We start from the raw sequence: 18,938 nt of genomic DNA on the forward strand, positions 1-18,938 counted from the left end.
ATGTACAGGTAATACTCCCTAAACCCAGCTTGTCTGGTTACCCCGTTAAATACTATGAAAAAAGAACTTGTATCGTTATACAAGTTCTTTTTGTTTCTTTTATTTAAAGAGGATATCTTTACTATATTGATTTCCAACGAGTAAATCATATTGAAGCATTTTATATTGCTCTAACATTTCTTTTTGTTTCTTTGTTAAATCATTGATTACTTCTCCATTTTTATCAACTTTTAATTCATCTCTAAGCACTGGTATTTCCTTGTAAAGTTCCGATAAAAATTGATAAAATAAGGATTTATTTAATCCTGCATAATCAAAAATAAGATTAGAAAAATGAATTGGGCTTACTAAACCTAAATTATCATTTGGCATATCAAAGTTTGCATACATTAATAGCGGTGTTTGCGCCATCGCTAAACGTTCATTCGGTGTTTTTTCATTCGTTATATACCCATTTTCTTTATAAAAAGATTTATTTGTTCCTAATGATGGAAGATGATCTCCAAAGAATACTAATAATGTAGGTCTATCAAAATTATCTAGTTGCTCTATTAAATATTGAAGAGCCTCATCTGAACGTCTTAATCCTTCTGTATACGTCTCTAATTCTCCCTTTGATTCTTCATTTTCTAGACCACTAATTTCGATTAGGTTTTCACCAAATCGGCCCTCTGTAAATGGAAAATGATTTTGCATCGTAACTGCATGAATAAATGTAGGTTGTTTTTGTTTCTCTAACTCAGCAATTATCTCTTTACTCATCGCTAAATCACTAATATAATCTCCATCAATATCCACATTTTCCATCGTGTCCTCTGCATTAAACTTATCAAACCCTAACACCTTATATACATCATCACGTTTAAAGAATGTGCGACCAAATGAATGAATTGCACTTGTATAATAACCTTCTTTTTTCAACGCTGTAGGAATTGATGGAATTTCTTTCTTATTTGTAATAACCTGCTGATATGGTATAGAACCTGGCTTTAACAAACTCATTGAATAACTTGTTAATGCCTCAAATTCAACGTTCGCCGTATTCCCCCCAAATGTAGGAGAAATAGTTTGTCCACCAGGAAAGTTTTCTATATAATGATGTAAATTTGGTACAGGATCTTCACTAAAAGAAAGGTTAGTTACTTTCGTCGGATCCCAAAACGATTCACTCATTACAAAAATAATATTCGGTTTCTCTTTTTTATTTTGGCTCCCTATATTTCCACTATATTGTTTTTTTATATCGTTTGCTATTTGAAGCATATTTTCTTTAGAATAATTTTTTGGTTTTTCCATAACTGTTGTATCTAAATTGCTAATAAACCCAAGTACAAAACCATTTGAAGCATAGTTCTCATTTTGATTCCACAAAACAAAATCTACACCTGATTTTTGAAATACTTTATTCATAAATGTATTCGCAAAATTACCATACGCATATAGAACAAAAATAGATCCTACTACTAATAAGGCTCTTATTCCTAGATGAATCTTTACATTTTGAATATACCTTCTCATATATATCCCTGCTACAATACAAGCTACGATACTTACGATAATGACAAAAATATAACTCCAACTAAAATAGTCCATCACCATCGGTATAACAGATTGCATATGCGTAATTTGTGTGAAATCAGAAGGATATAACGGATCACCTCTGAAAATAAGCTTCAAATAATTCACAATACATAAAATGACTAACGTACAGCTCGTTAAAACCATACTTAGAAAAACCTTACCTATTAAATTATATACAAGAATATATATTGCATAAATTACTAAAAAACTTAATATAAACTGCATATTATAAAAGTAAATCCAATTCATTGCCTCTATGAAACTCATATTAACTTGCATGACAATATAAAATAACGCTACTGTATGAGCTAGCAAAAATAATATAAAATGCACTCGTAGGGATGCTCTAAGTATAGACATCTCTTTTTTATTGAAATGCGTAATATAAAACGTTATGCCCCATACGAAAATCATCATAACACTTAAAACAAGCTTTTGATTTAAATGATCTTTCATCATGTCTAAATTGAAAACCTTTAAAATCATAAACAGCATAGTTATTACTAATAAAGTCACCATACTACTTATAATGCTAGAAATTAATATATTTCTTTTTGGAAGATGAAAAAGTGTAGAACCATACTTCAATTCATTCCCTCGTTTCTATGTCTTAATTTCCCCCGCATCGAAAGAACTATTTCTATTAAAATAACATATATTACATATTTCGTCTGCATACTTGTTTCTATCATAAATGTATTGTCTTAATATTCCCTTAATCAACAGTTAAATTGTGGCATACAAATTACTCATTCTTGAAAAACTTAATTTCAGCATTCCACTTTATGATATAATAACTATTTTTTAGAAATCCTTAATGCTATTAAAGATTCGACATGAAAATACGAAAGAATTAATAAACAAGCGTTGTACGTTTTTAACAACTATTACTATAACGAAAAGAACCCGCCACAAGACAGGTTCTTTTCGTTATTTTATGATAAAAGAGAAGATGATTAGCATGTGTATTATATAAAAGGAAGCAGCCATATTTTCCATACGATACATACGAGTACTGTAACTACAAAATCAAAAAAATCTAATCTCGGGCCTTTTTTTCATATTCATATGTAGCCACATATGAAACCATTTTATTTTTGTATATTTATGGATGTTTTTCTTTACAAATCGGTAAATAAGCATTTGCATAATAAAAAATCCGGCCACAAAAATAAATAATAAGATGAGAAATCCAATCACAAAATTCCTCCTATTTTTGTAGCGTTTTTTCTACTATCCGATTTTTCAAAACCCACTCTTCAAACTGGGCACTTCCAAATTCCCAACTAAGATCGCGAGCATGTACAGAAAAAACGTAATAACCGGCATATTCATCCATAAACCTACCTAACTCTACATCGTCTTTCTGAATACCGTATACTCCAAAATTAAAATACACATCCCATACGTCTTCATTCTTCCTCTTATAAGCAATCGATTCCATATCACATTCTGTCCCGAAATAATCAAGATGTAAATGTACGCTATCATCGTATTCGTACTCCATTTTATCACCCCTTATATTTGTACTTCTTTACCTCCAAAAAAATTCCTGCTATCTACACTCACATATGGGCACTTACCTACATATCATGCTTGTAGAGTGACTTCTGGGAGGTGTTATATAGTGAAAAAATTAATCGCGATTTTTTGCATCATGTTACTAGCTGTTTTTACTTTTGCTGCTTGTAGTAGTAAAAAAGAAAGTACGAAAGAACAAACCCAAAACATTCGCGTCGGCGAAGTTACCCATTCTCTCTTCTATGCCCCATTATATGTCGGGATTGAAAAAGGATTTTTTAAAGATGAAGGACTAAATATTGACCTACAAACAACAGCTGGTGGCGATAAAACGATGACCGCCCTATTATCTGGCGGAATTGATATTGCTCTCGTCGGTTCTGAAACATCTATTTACGTTCATCAACAAGGAGCGAAAGACCCTGTCATTAACTTTGCACAGCTTACACAAACAGATGGGACATTTTTAGTTTCACGTAAAAAACTAGACTCTTTTAATTGGAATGACGTAAAAGGTGTTACATTTTTAGGACAGCGTAAAGGCGGCATGCCGCAAATGGTTGGGGAATACGTTTTAAAGAAAAATGGCATTGATCCTCGCAAAGATACGAACTTAATTCAAAATATCGAATTTGCTAATATTGCAAATGCCTTTGCATCTGGTACAGGAGAGTTTGTCCAGCTCTTTGAACCGACTGCAAGCATATTCGAAAAAGAAGGTAAAGGTTATATCGTCGCTTCATTCGGAAATGAATCTGGTACTGTTCCTTATACAACATTCATGGCAAAAGAAAGTTTCTTAAAGAAAGATAAAGCTGCTGCTGAAAAGTTCACACGTGCGCTCTATAAAGCACAGCAATGGGTTGATACACATAGTCCAGAAGAGATTGCTGATGCTGTTTCCCCGCTATTTAAAGACACTTCAAAAGACATTACAGTAAAAGTAATTGAACGGTATAAAAAGCAACATTCTTATGCGACAAATCCACTACTAGATGCGGAAGAATGGAAACAGCTCCAAACGATTATGAAAGACGCTGGTGAATTACAAAAAGAAGTCCCACATGAAGCGCTCGTCAATACAAAAATTGCCGAAAGCGTTATTAAGAAATAGAGGCGAAGTGTATGAGTTTTTTACAAATACGTAACGTTTCTCACTGCTTTTTTGCAAAAGAGAATGCCAAACTTATTCTTGAAGATATGAGCTTACAAGTGGAAGAAGGCGAATTTATTTCTATACTCGGCCCAAGTGGTTGCGGTAAAACAACGCTCCTCTCAATCATTGCTGGGTTACTTGATCCAATTGATGGTATTGTCTTTTTAGATGGTGAACCAATTACAACGAAAACATCATCTATGGGATATATGTTGCAGCAAGATTACTTATTCCCGTGGAAAACGATTGAAGAAAATATTATGCTTGGACTTCATATTCGAAGAATTTATGATGAACAAATGAAAGAACATACTTTAAATCTTTTAAAGCAAGTCGGTCTACATGGGGTAGAAGGACAATATCCTCGTGAACTATCCGGCGGTATGCGTCAACGTGCTGCTCTCGTTCGAACGTTAGCAACTGATCCGAAAATTTTATTACTAGATGAACCATTCTCCGCACTCGATTATCAAACGAAATTAAAACTAGAAGAACTCGTTTTCAACTTACTAAATAAATATAAGAAAACATCACTACTTGTTACTCACGATATTGAAGAGGCGATTGCGATGAGTGATCGTATTTATTTACTTCAAGCGAATCCTGGAAAAATCGCGAAAACCTTTATCGTCCCGGAAAGTATCCGTTCTTTATCACCGTTAGAAGCACGCCATCACTACGATTTCCCAGCCCTCTTTCAAGATATATGGAAGGAGCTGGAACGACTTGGATAATATAAAACAACTACATGAACAATTTCGAAAGAAAGAACGCAGGCGTGCTTGGATTGCTCACTCACTACAGCTTTTACTACTTATTCTTTTCTTTGCACTATGGGAAATAGCTAGCAAAAAAGAATGGATCGATCCTTTACTCTTTAGTTCTCCTTCGAGTATTTGGGATCTCTTCTTAACGAAATGGATCGACGGTTCACTTTGGGTCCACATATGGACGACATTGCTGGAAACAGGAGTAGGTTTCATTCTCGGAACGGTACTCGGTGCTATTATTGCCACGTTTCTTTGGTGGATGCCACTTCTAGCCCGCGTACTTGATCCTTACCTCGTCGTCCTAAATGCAATGCCAAAAGTTGCACTCGGTCCAATCATCATCGTTATTTTCGGTCCAAACATTTCATCTTCTATCGCAATGGGAGTAATCATTTCCATCATCATTACCATTCTCGTTATTTACAGTGCATTTCAAGAAGTCGATTCTAACTATATAAAAGTGATGGATACATTTGGCGCAAATAAATGGCAATGTTATAAGCAAGTCGTTCTCCCTGCATCCTTTCCAGCAATTATCTCAACGTTAAAAGTAAATGTTGGTTTATCCTGGGTCGGTGTTATTTTCGGAGAACTTCTCGTTTCCAAACAAGGACTTGGCTACTTAATTAGCTACGGATTCCAAGTCTTTAACTTCACACTCGTCTTACTTAGCGTACTACTCACATGTGTTCTTGCAACTCTTATGTATGTATTTGTTGAGGCATTTGAAAAAATTCTAATTGGAAAAAGAAAAAGAAGCTGACTCAAAACAGTGCGCTATAGTCAGCTTCTTTCTTTTACCTTTTATCACACATTTTCGTTTCATTTGTAATGTTTCCATCCGCAACCGTAACTGTATGGAAACAGTCTTTCACACGTACTGTAACGACATTATCTTTTCGATCTATCACATGATAATCATTAAACTTTTCATTCAAAGCACTACGAATTTGCTCCCCTTCAAAAATCGGAAAACCGTGAGACATTACCCAAATGAGACCAGCAACAGCAAGAATCGTTTTCATACGTTTCATTACCTCCTCGAGAGTAAACTTATAGTCCCTACAACACGCGCATTATAATTGTGTCTAAATTGTGACATTTTTATACTAATTCTCTTTTGTGCCTCCAGTTCCTTCTTCTTTTTGATAAAAATACAGAATTTTCAATTTTATCAACATAAAAAAACGCAAAGAATTAAAAATTCTTCACGCTTTTCTTTAACGAAACTATATCGAAAGCATAACTCACATTAGTCTCCACTTTGTTGTTCTATCGTTTTTGAAACATCATATAATCCCGACAGCACTTCCGCTCTCATTTTTACAAGCTCAGGAAACTGATAGAAGAAAGCAATTTTCTTATATTTTAACTCTGTTCCTTCTTTCACCTTTTTTGAATCTTGTAAAATGAACGCTGTAAATGTATCTGCGATATCTTCCGTTACATTTGTTGTTCCATATAGCGATACAAAATCATCATGCTTTTCTTTATAAAATTCAATTTGTGCCTCTTCACTTTCTTCTACTTTCTTTTCTGTCCACTCTTGCTCAATTGGTTTCCAAAATTCATTATAAAATTGGTTAATATACGAAGTTTTTCTCGCACATCCATTTTTCAAGAACACCGTTTTACATTTATTTCGATATGATGAAATGTCTTTCTCTTCATCAAACGCCTCTAAATATTTCCTATCCACTGGTACTTGTTTATGCCCAATCGTTAATACGTGAGCCGTTTCATGAATTAATGTTTTCATCACTTCATCTATATTCACCCCAGAATCCAGCACATCTAAACTAAGCACCCAATCTCTCGGGTCATCCATACTTGGCATGACATGGGCAACAACGCCGTCATAACCATCCGTTATTAAATCCAATCCTGTTATATTCTCACGATATTTCACTGGAATGAGAGTGCGATACATGTCCCATAACGTTTCATGATACTCTCTATCTTGCCGCTGGCTTAACAAATCATCTTTTGCTACTTCGTCATCTGCAAAAACTTTATTCAATCTCTTACGATCCAATTTTTCAAAATAAGGATCTACAATTTCATCATCATCGATATAATAAGAAGCTAAAAAGAAGTAATTGTTATCCTCTTCTTTTTTCTGTTCCGCCTCTTTCATATTCATACTTTCATACTCTTCTATGTCATAATCCTCTACTTTTTCAAGTTCTGAAAGTCCCTCTATCTTTTTATATACTTTTTGTAATGTTTTATCTCCTATTTGCGTGCACTCTTCTTCTGTTTTACAAATTTCTTTTTCTTTTGTAACCTCGATAGCACTATCGCATCCTGCAACTAAACCGCTTGCTATAATACAACACACTAACTTGCCATACAGTTTCTTCATACAATCCCCCATTATTCCATTCTACAAAATATCATAATCATTTTTTTGCGAATATGCGATAATTAATTATAAAAACTGCAAGGAGGCTTCCCATGATTCGTGCAATCCTATTCGACTTAGATGGAACACTATTAGATCGGCGCCAATCTTTAGAACAATTTATTTGTGAGCAATATAATCGCTTCGCCTCACATTTGAAGAGCATAGAGAAATCAGAGTATTGTTCTCGATTTCTTGAACTCGATAATAATGGCTATACGTGGAAGGATAAAGTATATGCTACTCTCCTTTCCGAATACAACATTACTACTTTAACGCAAGAGCAACTACTACACGACTATATTACAAACTTCCAACATCATTGTATTCCTTTCAAAAACACGCATGAACTACTTCAACAGTTAAAACAGCGAAACATTAAAATTGGTATTATCACAAATGGTTTTACTGAATTTCAGATGAGCAACCTTCGAGAACTACATATACATACGTATACAAACACCATTCTCGTTTCAGAAGCTGAAGGAATAAAAAAACCTCACCCTGAAATTTTCGAACGTGCTTTGCAAAGACTAGATGTTAAGGCAGAAGAATGTCTTTATGTTGGAGATCATCCAGAAAACGATGTGCTTGGTTCTGAACAAGTAGGGATTCTTGGTGTTTGGAAAAAAGATTCGTTTTGGGGTGATTTTAAGCATTCACGTATCGTAGATGATTTGTTGGAGGTGCTTTCGTTTTTAGAGGTGGAGGTATCAACACAATAATAACAAATAAATTATATCAGCGATTTTCACAATATATCAATTCACCAACCAAAAGTAACAATAATAAGAGGAGGCGTTTTTCAAAAACGCCTCCTCTTATTATTCATACACTGTAAACTGAGGTTTACTCGGATGATCTTTTACTAGCGCATCATCTGGAAACTTTGAAACTTTTTGATATACGGCAATGTCACCGATACAACCTGCTGTTAGTAGAATTCCTAAAAATGAGAGTGGCTCCAGATTCATAGCTAATCCCAATACAATTGGCAAAATTCCAGTTGGTAAAAACGGAAGCATTAATACTTTCTTCATTTGCTTTACTGTAACCGCCTGTTTAGAATGAGCATATGCAACACCTAATTTCCAATTAACGCCCCATTTTAGTTCCCTCCACGGAACACCTCCGATATAGCGAAAGCCAATTAAATGTATCGCCTCATGAATACAAACGAGAACAATCATTGCGATAATAAAAAGAAACATCGTTAATAATGTAACTTCAACTTGAACCCCACCTGAAAGAAATATATGCAAATAACCAATTCCAAACGACAAAGCAATTATTATAAAAAATAAAGAAAAGTTTAATTTAACCATCGAAACAGTAACAGTCGTTTCTTTTCTTTTATCCATCTTCCCCCTCCTAAAATGTAAATATATCTTTACAAAATTGTATAATATAACCAAAATAATATAAAGATATATTTACATTTATTCTTACATACAAAAAAAGAAACCGGCTACTTTACTTCGTAAAACAGCCGATTTCTTCTATATGTTTCATCGTACGCGCTAATACGTCATCGCGCATTATAAAGCTAAATTTTCTATTCGTTTTAATGTTGTCAGGAATGTCTTTTAATAAAACAGACCCTTTCGTTTCTTCGTAATGCGTATGTTCTTCTACCGCACTAATTGTTGCAAAATAAATGTTTTTAATGATTATTTTGTCTTTTCCAGATACTTTGTATTGTCCTAAGTAAGTTAAATCAGAAACTATGCCGCCGGTTTCTTCATGAACCTCTCGAACTGCCGCTTCTTCCGGTGTTTCCCCTAGCTCTACTTTACCACCCGGAAATTCAAGACCGCGACGTAAATGATGCGTTAATAACCATTGATCCCCGTACCGGCATACAACCCAAACATGCTTTGGCTCAGGAGAAAATGGATAACGTTCAAACGATAATTGTACAGTGTTGTGGTAATAATCTTTAAATTTGTACATGCCATTACTCCCCTATTGATGGTTACAAGTTTTTCCTACCACAAATTGTAGCATATTCTCGCTTTTCTGCATAATATTATCCAATTACAATCCATTGATTATTCCCATTTGCGCGACTAATTCTTTCGTCTCATGATTTCCTAAATCGTAAATCATTTTATATGCTTTTTGTAGTTGTTCATCATATCGGTCATTATTTGAATCGTGATGATACTCAACAAATGGAACGTGGGAGCGTACAAATGAACCTAAATCTTCTACATATGCTTGATCGAAGTGCTCTCTTAATTCCGTAATTTCCTCATCATTTGCGGAAATCTCAAAATTATACGTATCCGCCGTCTTCACTTGTGAAATTTGACCGTTTCCTATTGATATATAATATGTTTTTTTCGTCTCCATGTAACACCCTTCTTTCATCCTTTTAATTTCTATTGTTTTCATCAATTACAAAATTATGTAAAATAAAGAAAAGGAGGGATTTTATGTTCAAAATATTAATTATCGGTATTATCATCGTCCTAATCATCCTCGTACTCTCCATCATGACAATTAATAAAGGCTATGCTTATAAACATTCCGTCGATAAACTAGAAGACAATCCTTATACAAAAAAGAATAAGGAGAATTCCTAATATACTTCGCATCATAGTAGCACTCACTGTGATCGTTATGTCGGCAATTGGATCATATACAGGTCAAAATAATTTTTTACCTCTTTCACAATTTCTATTAGGGGCTTTAATGTTTCTCATCGCATTTGAACAAATAAAGAAAAAGGAATCAGCAACTGGACTTATTTGTATTATTGCCGGTGCTTTCATTTGGATTGTTCTCATTATTACCTACATAAAATAGAGGAGGTCTTTTATGCTAAAAGGGGGACGGATTACTTTATCACTTATTGCCTTATCTATAGCAATCTATGGATTTTTTACTGGTAATAGAGAAATAATGCCTTATATGTTCATCTTTTTAGGAGGTATGGCCCTCACCATAAGTTTAGAGGAAATATTAAAACAGCAAACAGGAGGTAGTGTGCTCGCTCTACTAGCAGGAGCCGCTGCTTTATTTATTGGTTTCACAGAAATATTCTAGTAAATGGTCTAAAGAGGGCTATACAATGCTAACTCTAACTATATTATGGATTTTTTTAGCATTTCTCATGCTTCTCTTACTCACTCTAAGCACTTATGTCCATTTTACCGATAATTTTTCACTTCTCCCATACGTACAATTTATTCTCAGTTGTTCCTTTATTCTTCTAGGAATTAATGAGTATCCCGTATTTTTTCGTTTCTAGTCTCATATTCTTCTTTTTAATATCAAACTACTTTCACTACATGTAGAATAAAATTTCGATCAATTTAGCATTTATAATTATTTCCTCTGTTCTACCGCTATTTTATATGTTGGAGTTCATCTTATACTTTCATAAAAAAGAAGGGCATTCCCGCTCTTCTTTAACTCACCATTTTCAATCCAATAATCGTCCCCATAATCCCAACGATACAAATAATCCGAAAAGTATTTTTCGGTTCTTGAAAGAATAAAATACCGACAACCGCTGCCCCGAGCGTTCCAATTCCTGTCCAAACAGCATATGCGATGGATAGTTGAATCTCTTGAAGCGCCATCGTTAAAAATTGAAAACTAATAATAAATCCACCTATTAAAATAATATTATTCGTCCAACTATTATTTTTTGCGACTTTCTTTATCCCGATTACACCGACAATTTCAAAAAGCCCAGCTACAATTAAATAGACCCACGCCATTTTATTTCACCTCTTCCTTATCCCCACTAAATTTCAATCCGATAATAAATAGTGCTAATAAGCAAACGAGGAGAATTTTGATGAGCGAAAATGCTTCTTTGAAATATAAAATATCTACTAATATCGTTCCAACTGTTCCAATTCCAGTAAATACTGCATATGCCGTACCAATTGGAATTTTTTTAGTCGCTTCAATCAGTAAGTTAAAGCTCACTAAAATTGCAATAAGCGTCAAAATACTCATCGAATTTGTTTTTAATCCTGTCGCCCAATATATTTCAATTAAGCCGCCAAATACTAGATACATCCATGCGCTATTTATACTAATTTCCTTTTCCTTTTTCACTTCTTCTTTTATCTCTTGTCTTGTTTCTTGTTTTGCAGAAATACGTTTCTTTTTCGGAAAAAGAATGTAAGACATCGCCCAAATAAAATGAATAATAAGTACTGATGTCCAAATACTGATCATCGTATTAATCGTTTCATTTTGATAAAAGCCAATTTTTTTGTTTAAAATCCACTCTTTCATATGAAGAAAATAGGAACCGCTTGGTAACTCCTGAGCTGGTACAAGTCCTACTAAAAAAATAAATAGAAGCTGCGCAAAAATAAAAATCCCCACATGTTTATAAAAGTATTGCCGCTCTAATCGTGCGTGCTCCTTTCCATATAGCTTTTCTTTTTGCGTGGCTGTCATTTATCTTCCTCCTTTTTCAAATAATACTCCACCATTTCGTCTATATACTTCATTGTTTCCGAATCAAGTCCATATACTTTTGCAATTTCTCCCTCTTCAGGTCTAATTAATTCCCAATACTTATTTATTAATTGTTCATCTTCTTGAAATACATGCATTGAAAAAGTCACTACTTTTTCCGCCAATTGTTGCATTTCTGGTGAATCTACTGGTTCATTTATACGCTGGCGAATTTCTCTTAATACTTGTAACCACTCTTTCATTCTTTCGTCATCTTCTTCAAACGTTGGTAAATCCTGAATGATTTGCTTTTCTTCCTCAGTAAAATACCTTTTCCTAAACTTTTCTCTCTGATCAATTCCCTGTACTGATTTTATAAATAACATTAAATCTTCTGTTCTAAGCTCTCCTGTTAATTCAATGGCATGAAATGTTGTATATAGTAGCTTTTCTAAATCCTGTAATCTTTTTACTTCCGCTTGTATTGTTTGAATTTCATTTTGAATTGCACTTTTCCATCTTTCTTCTTCTGAAATCCCCTTTTTTTCTTTTAATACTTCTTTTATTTCCGACAGCTTAAAACCAAGCTTTTTAAAAGTCGTGATTTGCTGTAATGTAATCACATCATCTTTTGAATAGTAGCGATACCCTGACTCGGCAACGTACGATGGTTTTAACAATCCAATTTCCTCATAATATCTAAGTGTTCTCGTCGTTACATTCGTTTCTTTTGAAATCTCCCCAATGCTATACTTATCCATCACTTCCTCCTTTGCACTCTATTTAACCCTACTATAAACTTTGACGTATACGTTAAAGTCAATACTCTCCATACATACAATTCTACAAATAAAAAAACTGCCCTTTCACAGGCAGTTTTCCTTTTTATCCAAACACTTTCTCAAGTTCATCTTTATCTTGGCTTAACCAGAAGTTCATTAAGCGTTGTGCTCCTTCTAAATCGTGAAGCTTCGCTTGACCACATTGTGTTTCATTTGCAGCTGGAATTTCTGTAATTTGAACCGCATCTTTTAATGTTAGTTCTAATAAATCAATAATTTCTCGTACTGTCGGTGTTCCGCTTACTACAAGATAATATCCTGTTTGGCAGCCCATCGGTGAAATATCGATAATATCAAAGTGCGGATAACGATCAATATATTTACGTAAATTAAATGCTAATAAATGTTCTAACGTATGAATAACATCTGGTTTCATTGCTTGTTTATTCGGTTGGCAGAAACGAATATCGAATTTATTTACAATACCGTCACTACCTACATTGTGAACTCCGCAATGTCTTACATAAGGTGCCTTTACAATCGTATGATCTAATTCAAAGCTTTCTACTGATGGCATACAACATCTCTCCCGCTTTTAATTTAATTCCGTTATATCCAATATGATATAACGGAAATGCACATTAGTAAAGTATTATGTACAGTCGTGCTATAATACTTTAAGAATATGCTGAAAAGGAGACCGTTATGAAACAGATTTTTATTGGGATTATACGCTTTTATCAAAAATTCATTTCTCCGATGACACCACCAACATGCCGTTTTTATCCGACTTGTTCTCATTACGGATTAGAGGCGTTTCAAAAACATGGTGCATTCAAAGGCTTTTGGCTTACTTGTAAGCGTATATTAAAATGTCACCCTTTCCACCCGGGAGGATTTGATCCTGTCCCAGATAAAAAGGATGACAAAGTAAATTCTTAATTGTCGTAACCATTCACAACTAAATCTAATTTTCCTGTTTCAGGATCGATAACAAGACCGTGAACAGGTACTTCTTCTGGAAGTAACGGATGGTTGCGAAGTATCGATACGCTATGTTCTACACTTTCTTCTACACTAGAGAACCCTTGTAGGAATCTTTCTAAATCGATTCCAGAATAACGGAGTGTGTCTAATTTCTCATTTGTTATACCGCGCTCTTTCATCTTCTCAATTGTACTGCTTGCCTGAATTTTTGCCATACCGCAATCGTGGTGACCAACTACACAAACTTCATCAGCACCAAGTTCATATACAGCAACTAAAATACTACGCATAATACTTCCGAATGGATGTGAGATAACAGCTCCTGCTACCTTAATAATTTTCACATCACCGTTACGCATATTCATTGCTTTTGGTAATAATTCAACAAGTCGTGTATCCATACAAGAAATAATTACCATTTTTTTATTCGGGAATTTTCCTGTTTCATACTCTTCGTATTTTTTCTCTTCAACAAATTTCTCATTGTACTGCAAAATCTCTTCTAATGACTTCATAGTAAAGGACCCTCTTTTCTCTCGTTTACACTACATAAATAGTGTACCAAAATATGAAAAACTCAAAAAGGATATCGCTTTATAGTAAAAATAAGATATTTTCAGATAATCGACATAATTCTTTCAAAATATACACACAGCTTTGTAACAAGTCTCACATACTTTAAACGTATTTTCACTATAAACTGATTGTAGATAATGTAAAAAAGGAGTGAATATTCATTATGTCCGACGTTCTGTTACTGAGTCGTTTTCAATTTGCAATTACTATTTTTTATCACTTTTTATTTGTACCTTTGACAATCGGACTTGTCATTTTAGTAGCATGTATGGAAACTCAATACGCCCGCACATTGAATCCAACATACCGCAAAATGGCAAATTTCTGGGGTAAATTATTTACAATTAACTTCGTAATGGGTATTATAACCGGGATTACGATGGAATTCCAATTTGGAACAAACTGGTCTGAGTACTCCAAATATATGGGAGACATTTTCGGATCACCTCTCGCAATCGAAGCACTTGTTGCCTTCTTCTTAGAATCTACTTTCATGGGAATATGGTTATTCGGTAAAGACAAAATTTCACCAAAGTTCCGTGCCTTCTGCATGTGGATGGTTGCACTTGGAACAAACATTTCTGCCCTTTGGATTATTACAGCAAACGGCTTTATGCAAAACCCTGTTGGCTACGTAGTACGTAACGGCCGCGCTGAATTAAATGATTTCTGGGCACTCGTTACGAATCCATACGCTTGGAATATGTTCTTCCATACTGTAGTTGGTTGTTATATTGTTGGTGCTTTCTTCGTTATGGCAATTAGTGCCTATCACTTATTACGTAAAAATGAAGTTGAATTCTTCAAAAAATCATTTAAGTTCGGCTTAATGTTAGGCTTATTCGCCGCAACAATTACACCGTTTATGGGACATCAATCTGGTGTATCAGCGGCTAAATATCAACCCGCAAAAGGAGCTGCGATGGAAGCAGTTTGGGAAACCGGAAAAGGACAAGGCTTCTCAATTGTTCAAATTCCTGATGTGAAAAACGAGAAGAATTTTGAATTCCTTACGATTCCAAAACTCGGAAGCTTCTTCTATACAAACTCATTTGATGGCGAAATTGTTGGTTTAAAAGATATTCCGAAAGATGAACGTCCAAATGTTAACCTCGTGTATTATAGCTTCCGATTAATGGTTGCACTCGGTATGTTCTTTATGGCATTAACTTGGTATGGCTTCTATTTAAACCGAAAAGGAAAACTAGAAAACTCAAAACGTTATTTAAAAATTACAATATGGTCTGTCTTACTTCCTTATATCGCGATTAACGCAGGATGGATCGTCGCTGAAGTAGGTCGCCAACCATGGACAGTATATAAACTAATGCGTACAGCAGAATCTGTATCGCCTATATCTGTTCCACAAATTTGGTTCTCATTAATTAGTTTAATTTTATTCTACACTTTACTTTTAATCGCAGACGTATACTTAATGCTGAAGTTCGCTAAAAAAGGACCTGCCGCATTAGAAGAACCTGCTACTGAGGGAGGTGTGGCTCATGTCTCATGATATGCTTGCAATCATCTGGTTCGGTTTATGGGGCGTGATTTGGACAGTTTACTTCATTCTTGACGGGTATGCACTTGGTAACGGAATGATTTTTCCCTTCGTTACGAAAGATCGACAAGAACGAAATCAATTACAAGAAGCAATTGGCCCGTTCTGGGGCGGTAATGAAGTATGGTTAATTACAGCTGGTGGCGCAACATTTGCTGCCTTCCCAGTCACGTATGCTAATATGTTTAGTTATTTATATACACCGTTATTCTTAGTATTACTTGCACTATTTGCTCGTGCCGCTGGACTGGAATTCATGCATAAAGATGATTCACCAATTTGGCAAAAAACTTGTAAATGGGCATTTGCAATTGGCAGTTTCCTAATCGCCTTCTTATTCGGTGTTACATTCGCTAACTTGTATTACGGACTACAAATCGGAAAAAATGGCTATGAAGGAAATTTACTTAGCTTACTAAACCATTACGGTATATTAGGTGGTCTTTTCTTCACTGCTATATTTGTCGTATCCGGTGCCCTTTGGGTCATGATTAAAACGACTGGTGAAGTATCTGATCGTGCTTATAAAATCGCAAGACCATTTTCAATGGCAGCTGCTATCATTTTAGCTATTTTCTATGTAGCAACTGCTAATAGAACAAACTTATTCCAAAACTTTACAGAATATCCGGTACTATTCATTCTTCCAGTACTTGCAATGCTAATGAGTGTACTCGCACTAATTATGGTGTACAAACATAAAATTGGCCTTGCGTTCACATTCGTTTGCCTAACAATCGCAATGTTTATGACAACTGGCTTTGCAGGTATGTTCCCAAGAATGTTACCATCTCGTATTAACGATGCATACAGTACAACGTTATACAACGCAGCTGGTAGTCAATTAAACTTAAAAATTATGTTCTTCGTTGCAATGGTCATGGTACCAATCGTTATTGGATATCAGCTTTGGAGCTACAGTATTTTTAAAAATAAAATTCATAAAGACTCTGCTAAAGGATATCACTAAAATAAAAAAGACACTTCATTTGAAGTGTCTTTTTTGTACGTATGATTTTCGATAAGATGTTATATTTCTAATCTAACAACTATACTACAGAAGAATCATTAACAGCTCACAGCTAGATTGTAGCACAGGACAAGTTCATCATTTTATGCAATTTTACATACTGTACTATAAAGTAAACTGTATCCCCTGATCATTCGCATCATTATCCCACACATCAGCTGTACTAATCCCGCTAAACGTTTGTACTTTCATTCCTGTATTTGATGATCCCGATCCATTATAAGCCTTCGTCTTTTCAATCGGCTGTACGTTATATTTGTCACCTACATTAATTGTTCCATTGCAGTTTTCAATAATAACACCTTCCACAACTGCCGGCATTTTGTCACCCACTTTCATTTCTTTACTTTTATTTTATGAAAATCGCCTAGAAAAATAGCATGTTTCAATAAGAAAAAGCACTCAATTTGAGTGCTTTTTCTTTAAGCATAAAGACAAGTTTGGAGACAGTTGACTTCTTCAAAATTTTATTAGGGGTAATATTTTGAAAAAGAAAGCCTTTCATATGTAGGTTAACACCACTGGAATATATAGTAAATTGATAATATTTATACGGAAGATTGCTAATGTTTAGTATAGATAGTTTACACTGTGCTAACAGTGAAAACTATCTATACTAACAAAAAAAGATGCCTTCAAAAAAGACACCTTTCAAAAACAGACACTATAAAACAGAATTATTTATTGTTATACGATTGTTAGATACAAAAAGTAGAGGGAAATGTTTGTATTAAATTCTGCTTTATAAAGTCTGTCTACAACTTATATTGTAATCCTCTTCATTTGAAAAAAAATATAATATGCACAATTGCATACAAAAAGAAAAAGCACTCTACTGAGTGCCTTTTCAACCATTTTACTTTTAATATATCGCTTTGAATATATTGTAACATGTGTATCCATATATTTTATTGAGAAAATTCAAAATCCTTTTTCTTTCATTTTCACTTATAAAATCATGTAATATAAAAGGTATGTCAAATTCTTATACAAGTTGAGGTGTACTATATTTATGCTGTATTTTGGAATTATTCCTCTTATATTGTTTATTATTTTTCTTATCTCATATTTAAAAGATCCGCGGAAAATAATAAACGGCTTTTTATTTAATTCCTTTGTCTGTTTTTTCCTTCTTTTTTGTGTGATTATATCTGTGAATTCAAGTAGTGATGTCCTACGCTATATTATAATTTTACCTATTTTAGCACTTCTTATTATGCTTCCTTTCGGTATTGTTGCTTTAATGTTTGGGCTATTTCTTAATGCTAGAATTTTAATGAAGCGAGAAGGAAGACGGTTCACTAACTGTTTAACACTCCTTGCTGCTTTAGGGATGTTATTCTTTATGTTACTCCCTATCATAAATCCAGCAAGTTTGGTCTCATCGCATTTAGAGCCTATTTTCGCAGCTATTTCTCTTATAAGCTTCTATTTCTTTATACACTTATCTAACTTCTTAAGCGCTTATTTTTTATACCAATTTAACAGACCAAGACGTAATCAAGATTTCATTATCGTTCTTGGTAGTGGCTTAATTAATGATAAAGTACCACCCTTACTTGCAAGCCGCATTAATAAAGCTATCGACTTCTATTGGAAACAAGCAGCTGTAAATACACCACCGACAATTATTTTCTCTGGTGGTCAAGGTCCAGATGAAGGTCTTCCAGAGGCAGAAGCAATGCAAAATTATGCTGTTGAAAAAGGAATTCCTCTTGAACATACAGTCCAGGAAAATCGCTCTGTAAACACATATCAAAACATGTTGTTCTCTAAAGAAATTATGGATTCTTTAAAACCTGAAGGTAAATATAAAAGTATTTTTACAACGAATAATTTCCACCTTTTCCGCGCTGGTATATACGCTAGACAAGCTGGTCTTAATAGCCAAGGAATCGGGTCAAAAACTGCATTTTATTACTGGCCTAACGCAATGATTCGTGAATATGTTGCGATTGTCGTAATGGGACGTAAGCGTCATATGAAAATATGTGGAACTATTTTAGGTTTCGCTTTATTCATATCAGTACTTAGTTTTATATTTTCTTAATAGCATCCCATCCTTTGAAAGGATGGGATTTCTTATACTGATTTCAAAAATATTTTAAACATAATATGGTGATAATATTCCCTGCATACATC

24 protein-coding genes and 1 pseudogene are annotated in these 18,938 nt (G+C 34.2%); 11 read left to right on the plus strand and 14 right to left on the minus strand.

The window, feature by feature from the left end; translation table 11 throughout:
• Positions 1 to 99 precede the first annotated feature (99 nt).
• The 3 genes and pseudogenes from ACTFP3_RS17270 to ACTFP3_RS17280 form a co-directional block, all read right to left on the minus strand.
• Positions 100 to 2,169, minus strand: coding sequence for an LTA synthase family protein (locus ACTFP3_RS17270; RefSeq protein WP_086411301.1), 2,070 nt, complete (start codon positions 2,167 to 2,169; stop codon positions 100 to 102).
• 380 nt (positions 2,170 to 2,549) lie between these two features.
• A pseudogene (locus ACTFP3_RS17275) lies at positions 2,550 to 2,781 on the minus strand (hypothetical protein).
• A 10-nt stretch (positions 2,782 to 2,791) separates the two neighbouring features.
• Positions 2,792 to 3,088: a DUF3986 family protein gene (locus ACTFP3_RS17280; RefSeq protein ID WP_000455580.1), complete on the minus strand. Its 297-nt coding sequence runs from the start codon at positions 3,086 to 3,088 to the stop codon at positions 2,792 to 2,794.
• A 120-nt stretch (positions 3,089 to 3,208) separates the two neighbouring features.
• Between ACTFP3_RS17280 and ACTFP3_RS17285 the strand changes: the two genes are divergently transcribed.
• The 3 genes from ACTFP3_RS17285 to ACTFP3_RS17295 are packed head-to-tail and all read left to right on the plus strand — an operon-like array spanning position 3,209 to position 5,791.
• Positions 3,209 to 4,216, plus strand: a complete 1,008-nt coding sequence (locus ACTFP3_RS17285; RefSeq protein WP_000733151.1) for an ABC transporter substrate-binding protein — start codon at positions 3,209 to 3,211, stop codon at positions 4,214 to 4,216.
• Positions 4,217 to 4,227: 11 nt separating this feature from the next.
• On the plus strand, positions 4,228 to 4,992 hold the full coding sequence (locus ACTFP3_RS17290; protein WP_000009035.1) for an ABC transporter ATP-binding protein: 765 nt from the start codon (positions 4,228 to 4,230) through the stop codon (positions 4,990 to 4,992).
• Positions 4,985 to 5,791, plus strand: a complete 807-nt coding sequence (locus ACTFP3_RS17295) for an ABC transporter permease (protein WP_326036540.1) — start codon at positions 4,985 to 4,987, stop codon at positions 5,789 to 5,791. The genes ACTFP3_RS17290 and ACTFP3_RS17295 overlap by 8 nt, the downstream gene beginning before the upstream one ends.
• Positions 5,792 to 5,825: 34 nt before the next feature.
• Here the strand turns inward: ACTFP3_RS17295 and ACTFP3_RS17300 are convergent, their stop codons facing one another.
• A complete protein-coding gene (locus tag ACTFP3_RS17300) occupies positions 5,826 to 6,053 on the minus strand; it encodes a hypothetical protein (protein WP_000849112.1) in 228 nt (75 codons plus the stop codon).
• 227 nt (positions 6,054 to 6,280) lie between these two features.
• Complete coding sequence (locus tag ACTFP3_RS17305) at positions 6,281 to 7,393, minus strand: hypothetical protein (RefSeq protein ID WP_000737820.1); 1,113 nt, start codon at positions 7,391 to 7,393, stop codon at positions 6,281 to 6,283.
• 92 nt (positions 7,394 to 7,485) lie between these two features.
• Here ACTFP3_RS17305 and ACTFP3_RS17310 point away from each other — a divergent pair, with 92 nt between their 5' ends.
• On the plus strand, positions 7,486 to 8,157 hold the full coding sequence (locus tag ACTFP3_RS17310) for an HAD family hydrolase (RefSeq protein WP_440010890.1): 672 nt from the start codon (positions 7,486 to 7,488) through the stop codon (positions 8,155 to 8,157).
• 99 nt (positions 8,158 to 8,256) lie between these two features.
• Here the strand turns inward: ACTFP3_RS17310 and ACTFP3_RS17315 are convergent, their stop codons facing one another.
• The 3 genes from ACTFP3_RS17315 to ACTFP3_RS17325 all read right to left on the minus strand — a co-directional run bounded on the left by ACTFP3_RS17315 (position 8,257) and on the right by ACTFP3_RS17325 (position 9,787).
• A complete protein-coding gene (locus ACTFP3_RS17315; protein WP_440010892.1) occupies positions 8,257 to 8,793 on the minus strand; it encodes a DUF3267 domain-containing protein in 537 nt (178 codons plus the stop codon).
• A 112-nt stretch (positions 8,794 to 8,905) separates the two neighbouring features.
• Positions 8,906 to 9,385, minus strand: coding sequence for an antimutator 8-oxo-(dGTP/GTP)ase (gene mutTA, locus ACTFP3_RS17320; protein ID WP_000276385.1), 480 nt, complete (start codon positions 9,383 to 9,385; stop codon positions 8,906 to 8,908).
• Positions 9,386 to 9,469: 84 nt separating this feature from the next.
• The gene (locus ACTFP3_RS17325) at positions 9,470 to 9,787 is read right to left on the minus strand and encodes a hypothetical protein (RefSeq protein WP_000448409.1); all 318 of its coding nucleotides are present in this window, start codon (positions 9,785 to 9,787) and stop codon (positions 9,470 to 9,472) included.
• 83 nt (positions 9,788 to 9,870) lie between these two features.
• Here ACTFP3_RS17325 and ytzI point away from each other — a divergent pair, with 83 nt between their 5' ends.
• From ytzI to ACTFP3_RS17340, 3 genes are read left to right on the plus strand one after another with little or no spacing between them, the layout of a single operon-like run.
• Complete coding sequence (ytzI, locus tag ACTFP3_RS17330; protein ID WP_000472791.1) at positions 9,871 to 10,020, plus strand: YtzI protein; 150 nt, start codon at positions 9,871 to 9,873, stop codon at positions 10,018 to 10,020.
• Positions 10,013 to 10,243, plus strand: a complete 231-nt coding sequence (locus ACTFP3_RS17335) for a DUF3953 domain-containing protein (protein WP_041184005.1) — start codon at positions 10,013 to 10,015, stop codon at positions 10,241 to 10,243. Before ytzI ends, ACTFP3_RS17335 begins: the two co-directional genes overlap by 8 nt.
• A 12-nt stretch (positions 10,244 to 10,255) precedes the next feature.
• Positions 10,256 to 10,483: a DUF3953 domain-containing protein gene (locus ACTFP3_RS17340; protein ID WP_000911651.1), complete on the plus strand. Its 228-nt coding sequence runs from the start codon at positions 10,256 to 10,258 to the stop codon at positions 10,481 to 10,483.
• A 365-nt stretch (positions 10,484 to 10,848) separates the two neighbouring features.
• On the opposite strand, the gene ACTFP3_RS17345 is transcribed toward ACTFP3_RS17340, so the two are convergent.
• The 4 genes from ACTFP3_RS17345 to luxS form a co-directional block, all read right to left on the minus strand.
• Complete coding sequence (locus ACTFP3_RS17345) at positions 10,849 to 11,163, minus strand: DMT family transporter (RefSeq protein ID WP_048656631.1); 315 nt, start codon at positions 11,161 to 11,163, stop codon at positions 10,849 to 10,851.
• 1 nt (position 11,164) lies between these two features.
• Positions 11,165 to 11,860: a DMT family transporter gene (locus ACTFP3_RS17350; RefSeq protein WP_000127525.1), complete on the minus strand. Its 696-nt coding sequence runs from the start codon at positions 11,858 to 11,860 to the stop codon at positions 11,165 to 11,167.
• Positions 11,857 to 12,621 carry a MerR family transcriptional regulator gene (locus ACTFP3_RS17355; protein WP_440010894.1) on the minus strand — a complete coding sequence of 255 codons (765 nt, stop codon included), beginning with the start codon at positions 12,619 to 12,621 and terminating at the stop codon, positions 11,857 to 11,859. The genes ACTFP3_RS17350 and ACTFP3_RS17355 overlap by 4 nt, the downstream gene beginning before the upstream one ends.
• 124 nt (positions 12,622 to 12,745) lie before the next feature.
• Complete coding sequence (gene luxS, locus ACTFP3_RS17360) at positions 12,746 to 13,219, minus strand: S-ribosylhomocysteine lyase LuxS (RefSeq protein ID WP_001141371.1); 474 nt, start codon at positions 13,217 to 13,219, stop codon at positions 12,746 to 12,748.
• Between the two features lie 128 nt (positions 13,220 to 13,347).
• On the opposite strand from luxS, the gene yidD reads away from it, so the two are divergent.
• Positions 13,348 to 13,584, plus strand: a complete 237-nt coding sequence (gene yidD, locus ACTFP3_RS17365; protein WP_000809330.1) for a membrane protein insertion efficiency factor YidD — start codon at positions 13,348 to 13,350, stop codon at positions 13,582 to 13,584.
• Here yidD and ACTFP3_RS17370 read toward each other — a convergent pair.
• Entirely contained in the window at positions 13,581 to 14,144 is a 564-nt protein-coding gene (locus ACTFP3_RS17370) for a beta-class carbonic anhydrase (protein WP_000838169.1), read from the minus strand. The genes yidD and ACTFP3_RS17370 overlap by 4 nt on opposite strands.
• 224 nt (positions 14,145 to 14,368) lie before the next feature.
• On the opposite strand from ACTFP3_RS17370, the gene cydA reads away from it, so the two are divergent.
• Positions 14,369 to 15,718: a cytochrome ubiquinol oxidase subunit I gene (gene cydA, locus ACTFP3_RS17375; RefSeq protein WP_001286188.1), complete on the plus strand. Its 1,350-nt coding sequence runs from the start codon at positions 14,369 to 14,371 to the stop codon at positions 15,716 to 15,718.
• On the plus strand, positions 15,708 to 16,736 hold the full coding sequence (cydB, locus tag ACTFP3_RS17380) for a cytochrome d ubiquinol oxidase subunit II (protein WP_000017662.1): 1,029 nt from the start codon (positions 15,708 to 15,710) through the stop codon (positions 16,734 to 16,736). The genes cydA and cydB overlap by 11 nt, the downstream gene beginning before the upstream one ends.
• A gap of 165 nt (positions 16,737 to 16,901) precedes the next feature.
• Here the strand turns inward: cydB and ACTFP3_RS17385 are convergent, their stop codons facing one another.
• Positions 16,902 to 17,135 (minus strand): spore germination protein, encoded by a 234-nt coding sequence (locus tag ACTFP3_RS17385; protein WP_002001299.1) that lies wholly within the window; start codon positions 17,133 to 17,135, stop codon positions 16,902 to 16,904.
• Between the two features lie 673 nt (positions 17,136 to 17,808).
• Between ACTFP3_RS17385 and ACTFP3_RS17390 the strand changes: the two genes are divergently transcribed.
• Entirely contained in the window at positions 17,809 to 18,846 is a 1,038-nt protein-coding gene (locus ACTFP3_RS17390; protein ID WP_000965218.1) for a YdcF family protein, read from the plus strand.
• Positions 18,847 to 18,938 lie beyond the last annotated feature (92 nt).

Origin of the sequence: Bacillus cereus group sp. MYBK5-2 (assembly GCF_051915685.1) — a bacterium.
GTDB lineage: Bacteria > Bacillota > Bacilli > Bacillales > Bacillaceae_G > Bacillus_A > Bacillus_A cereus.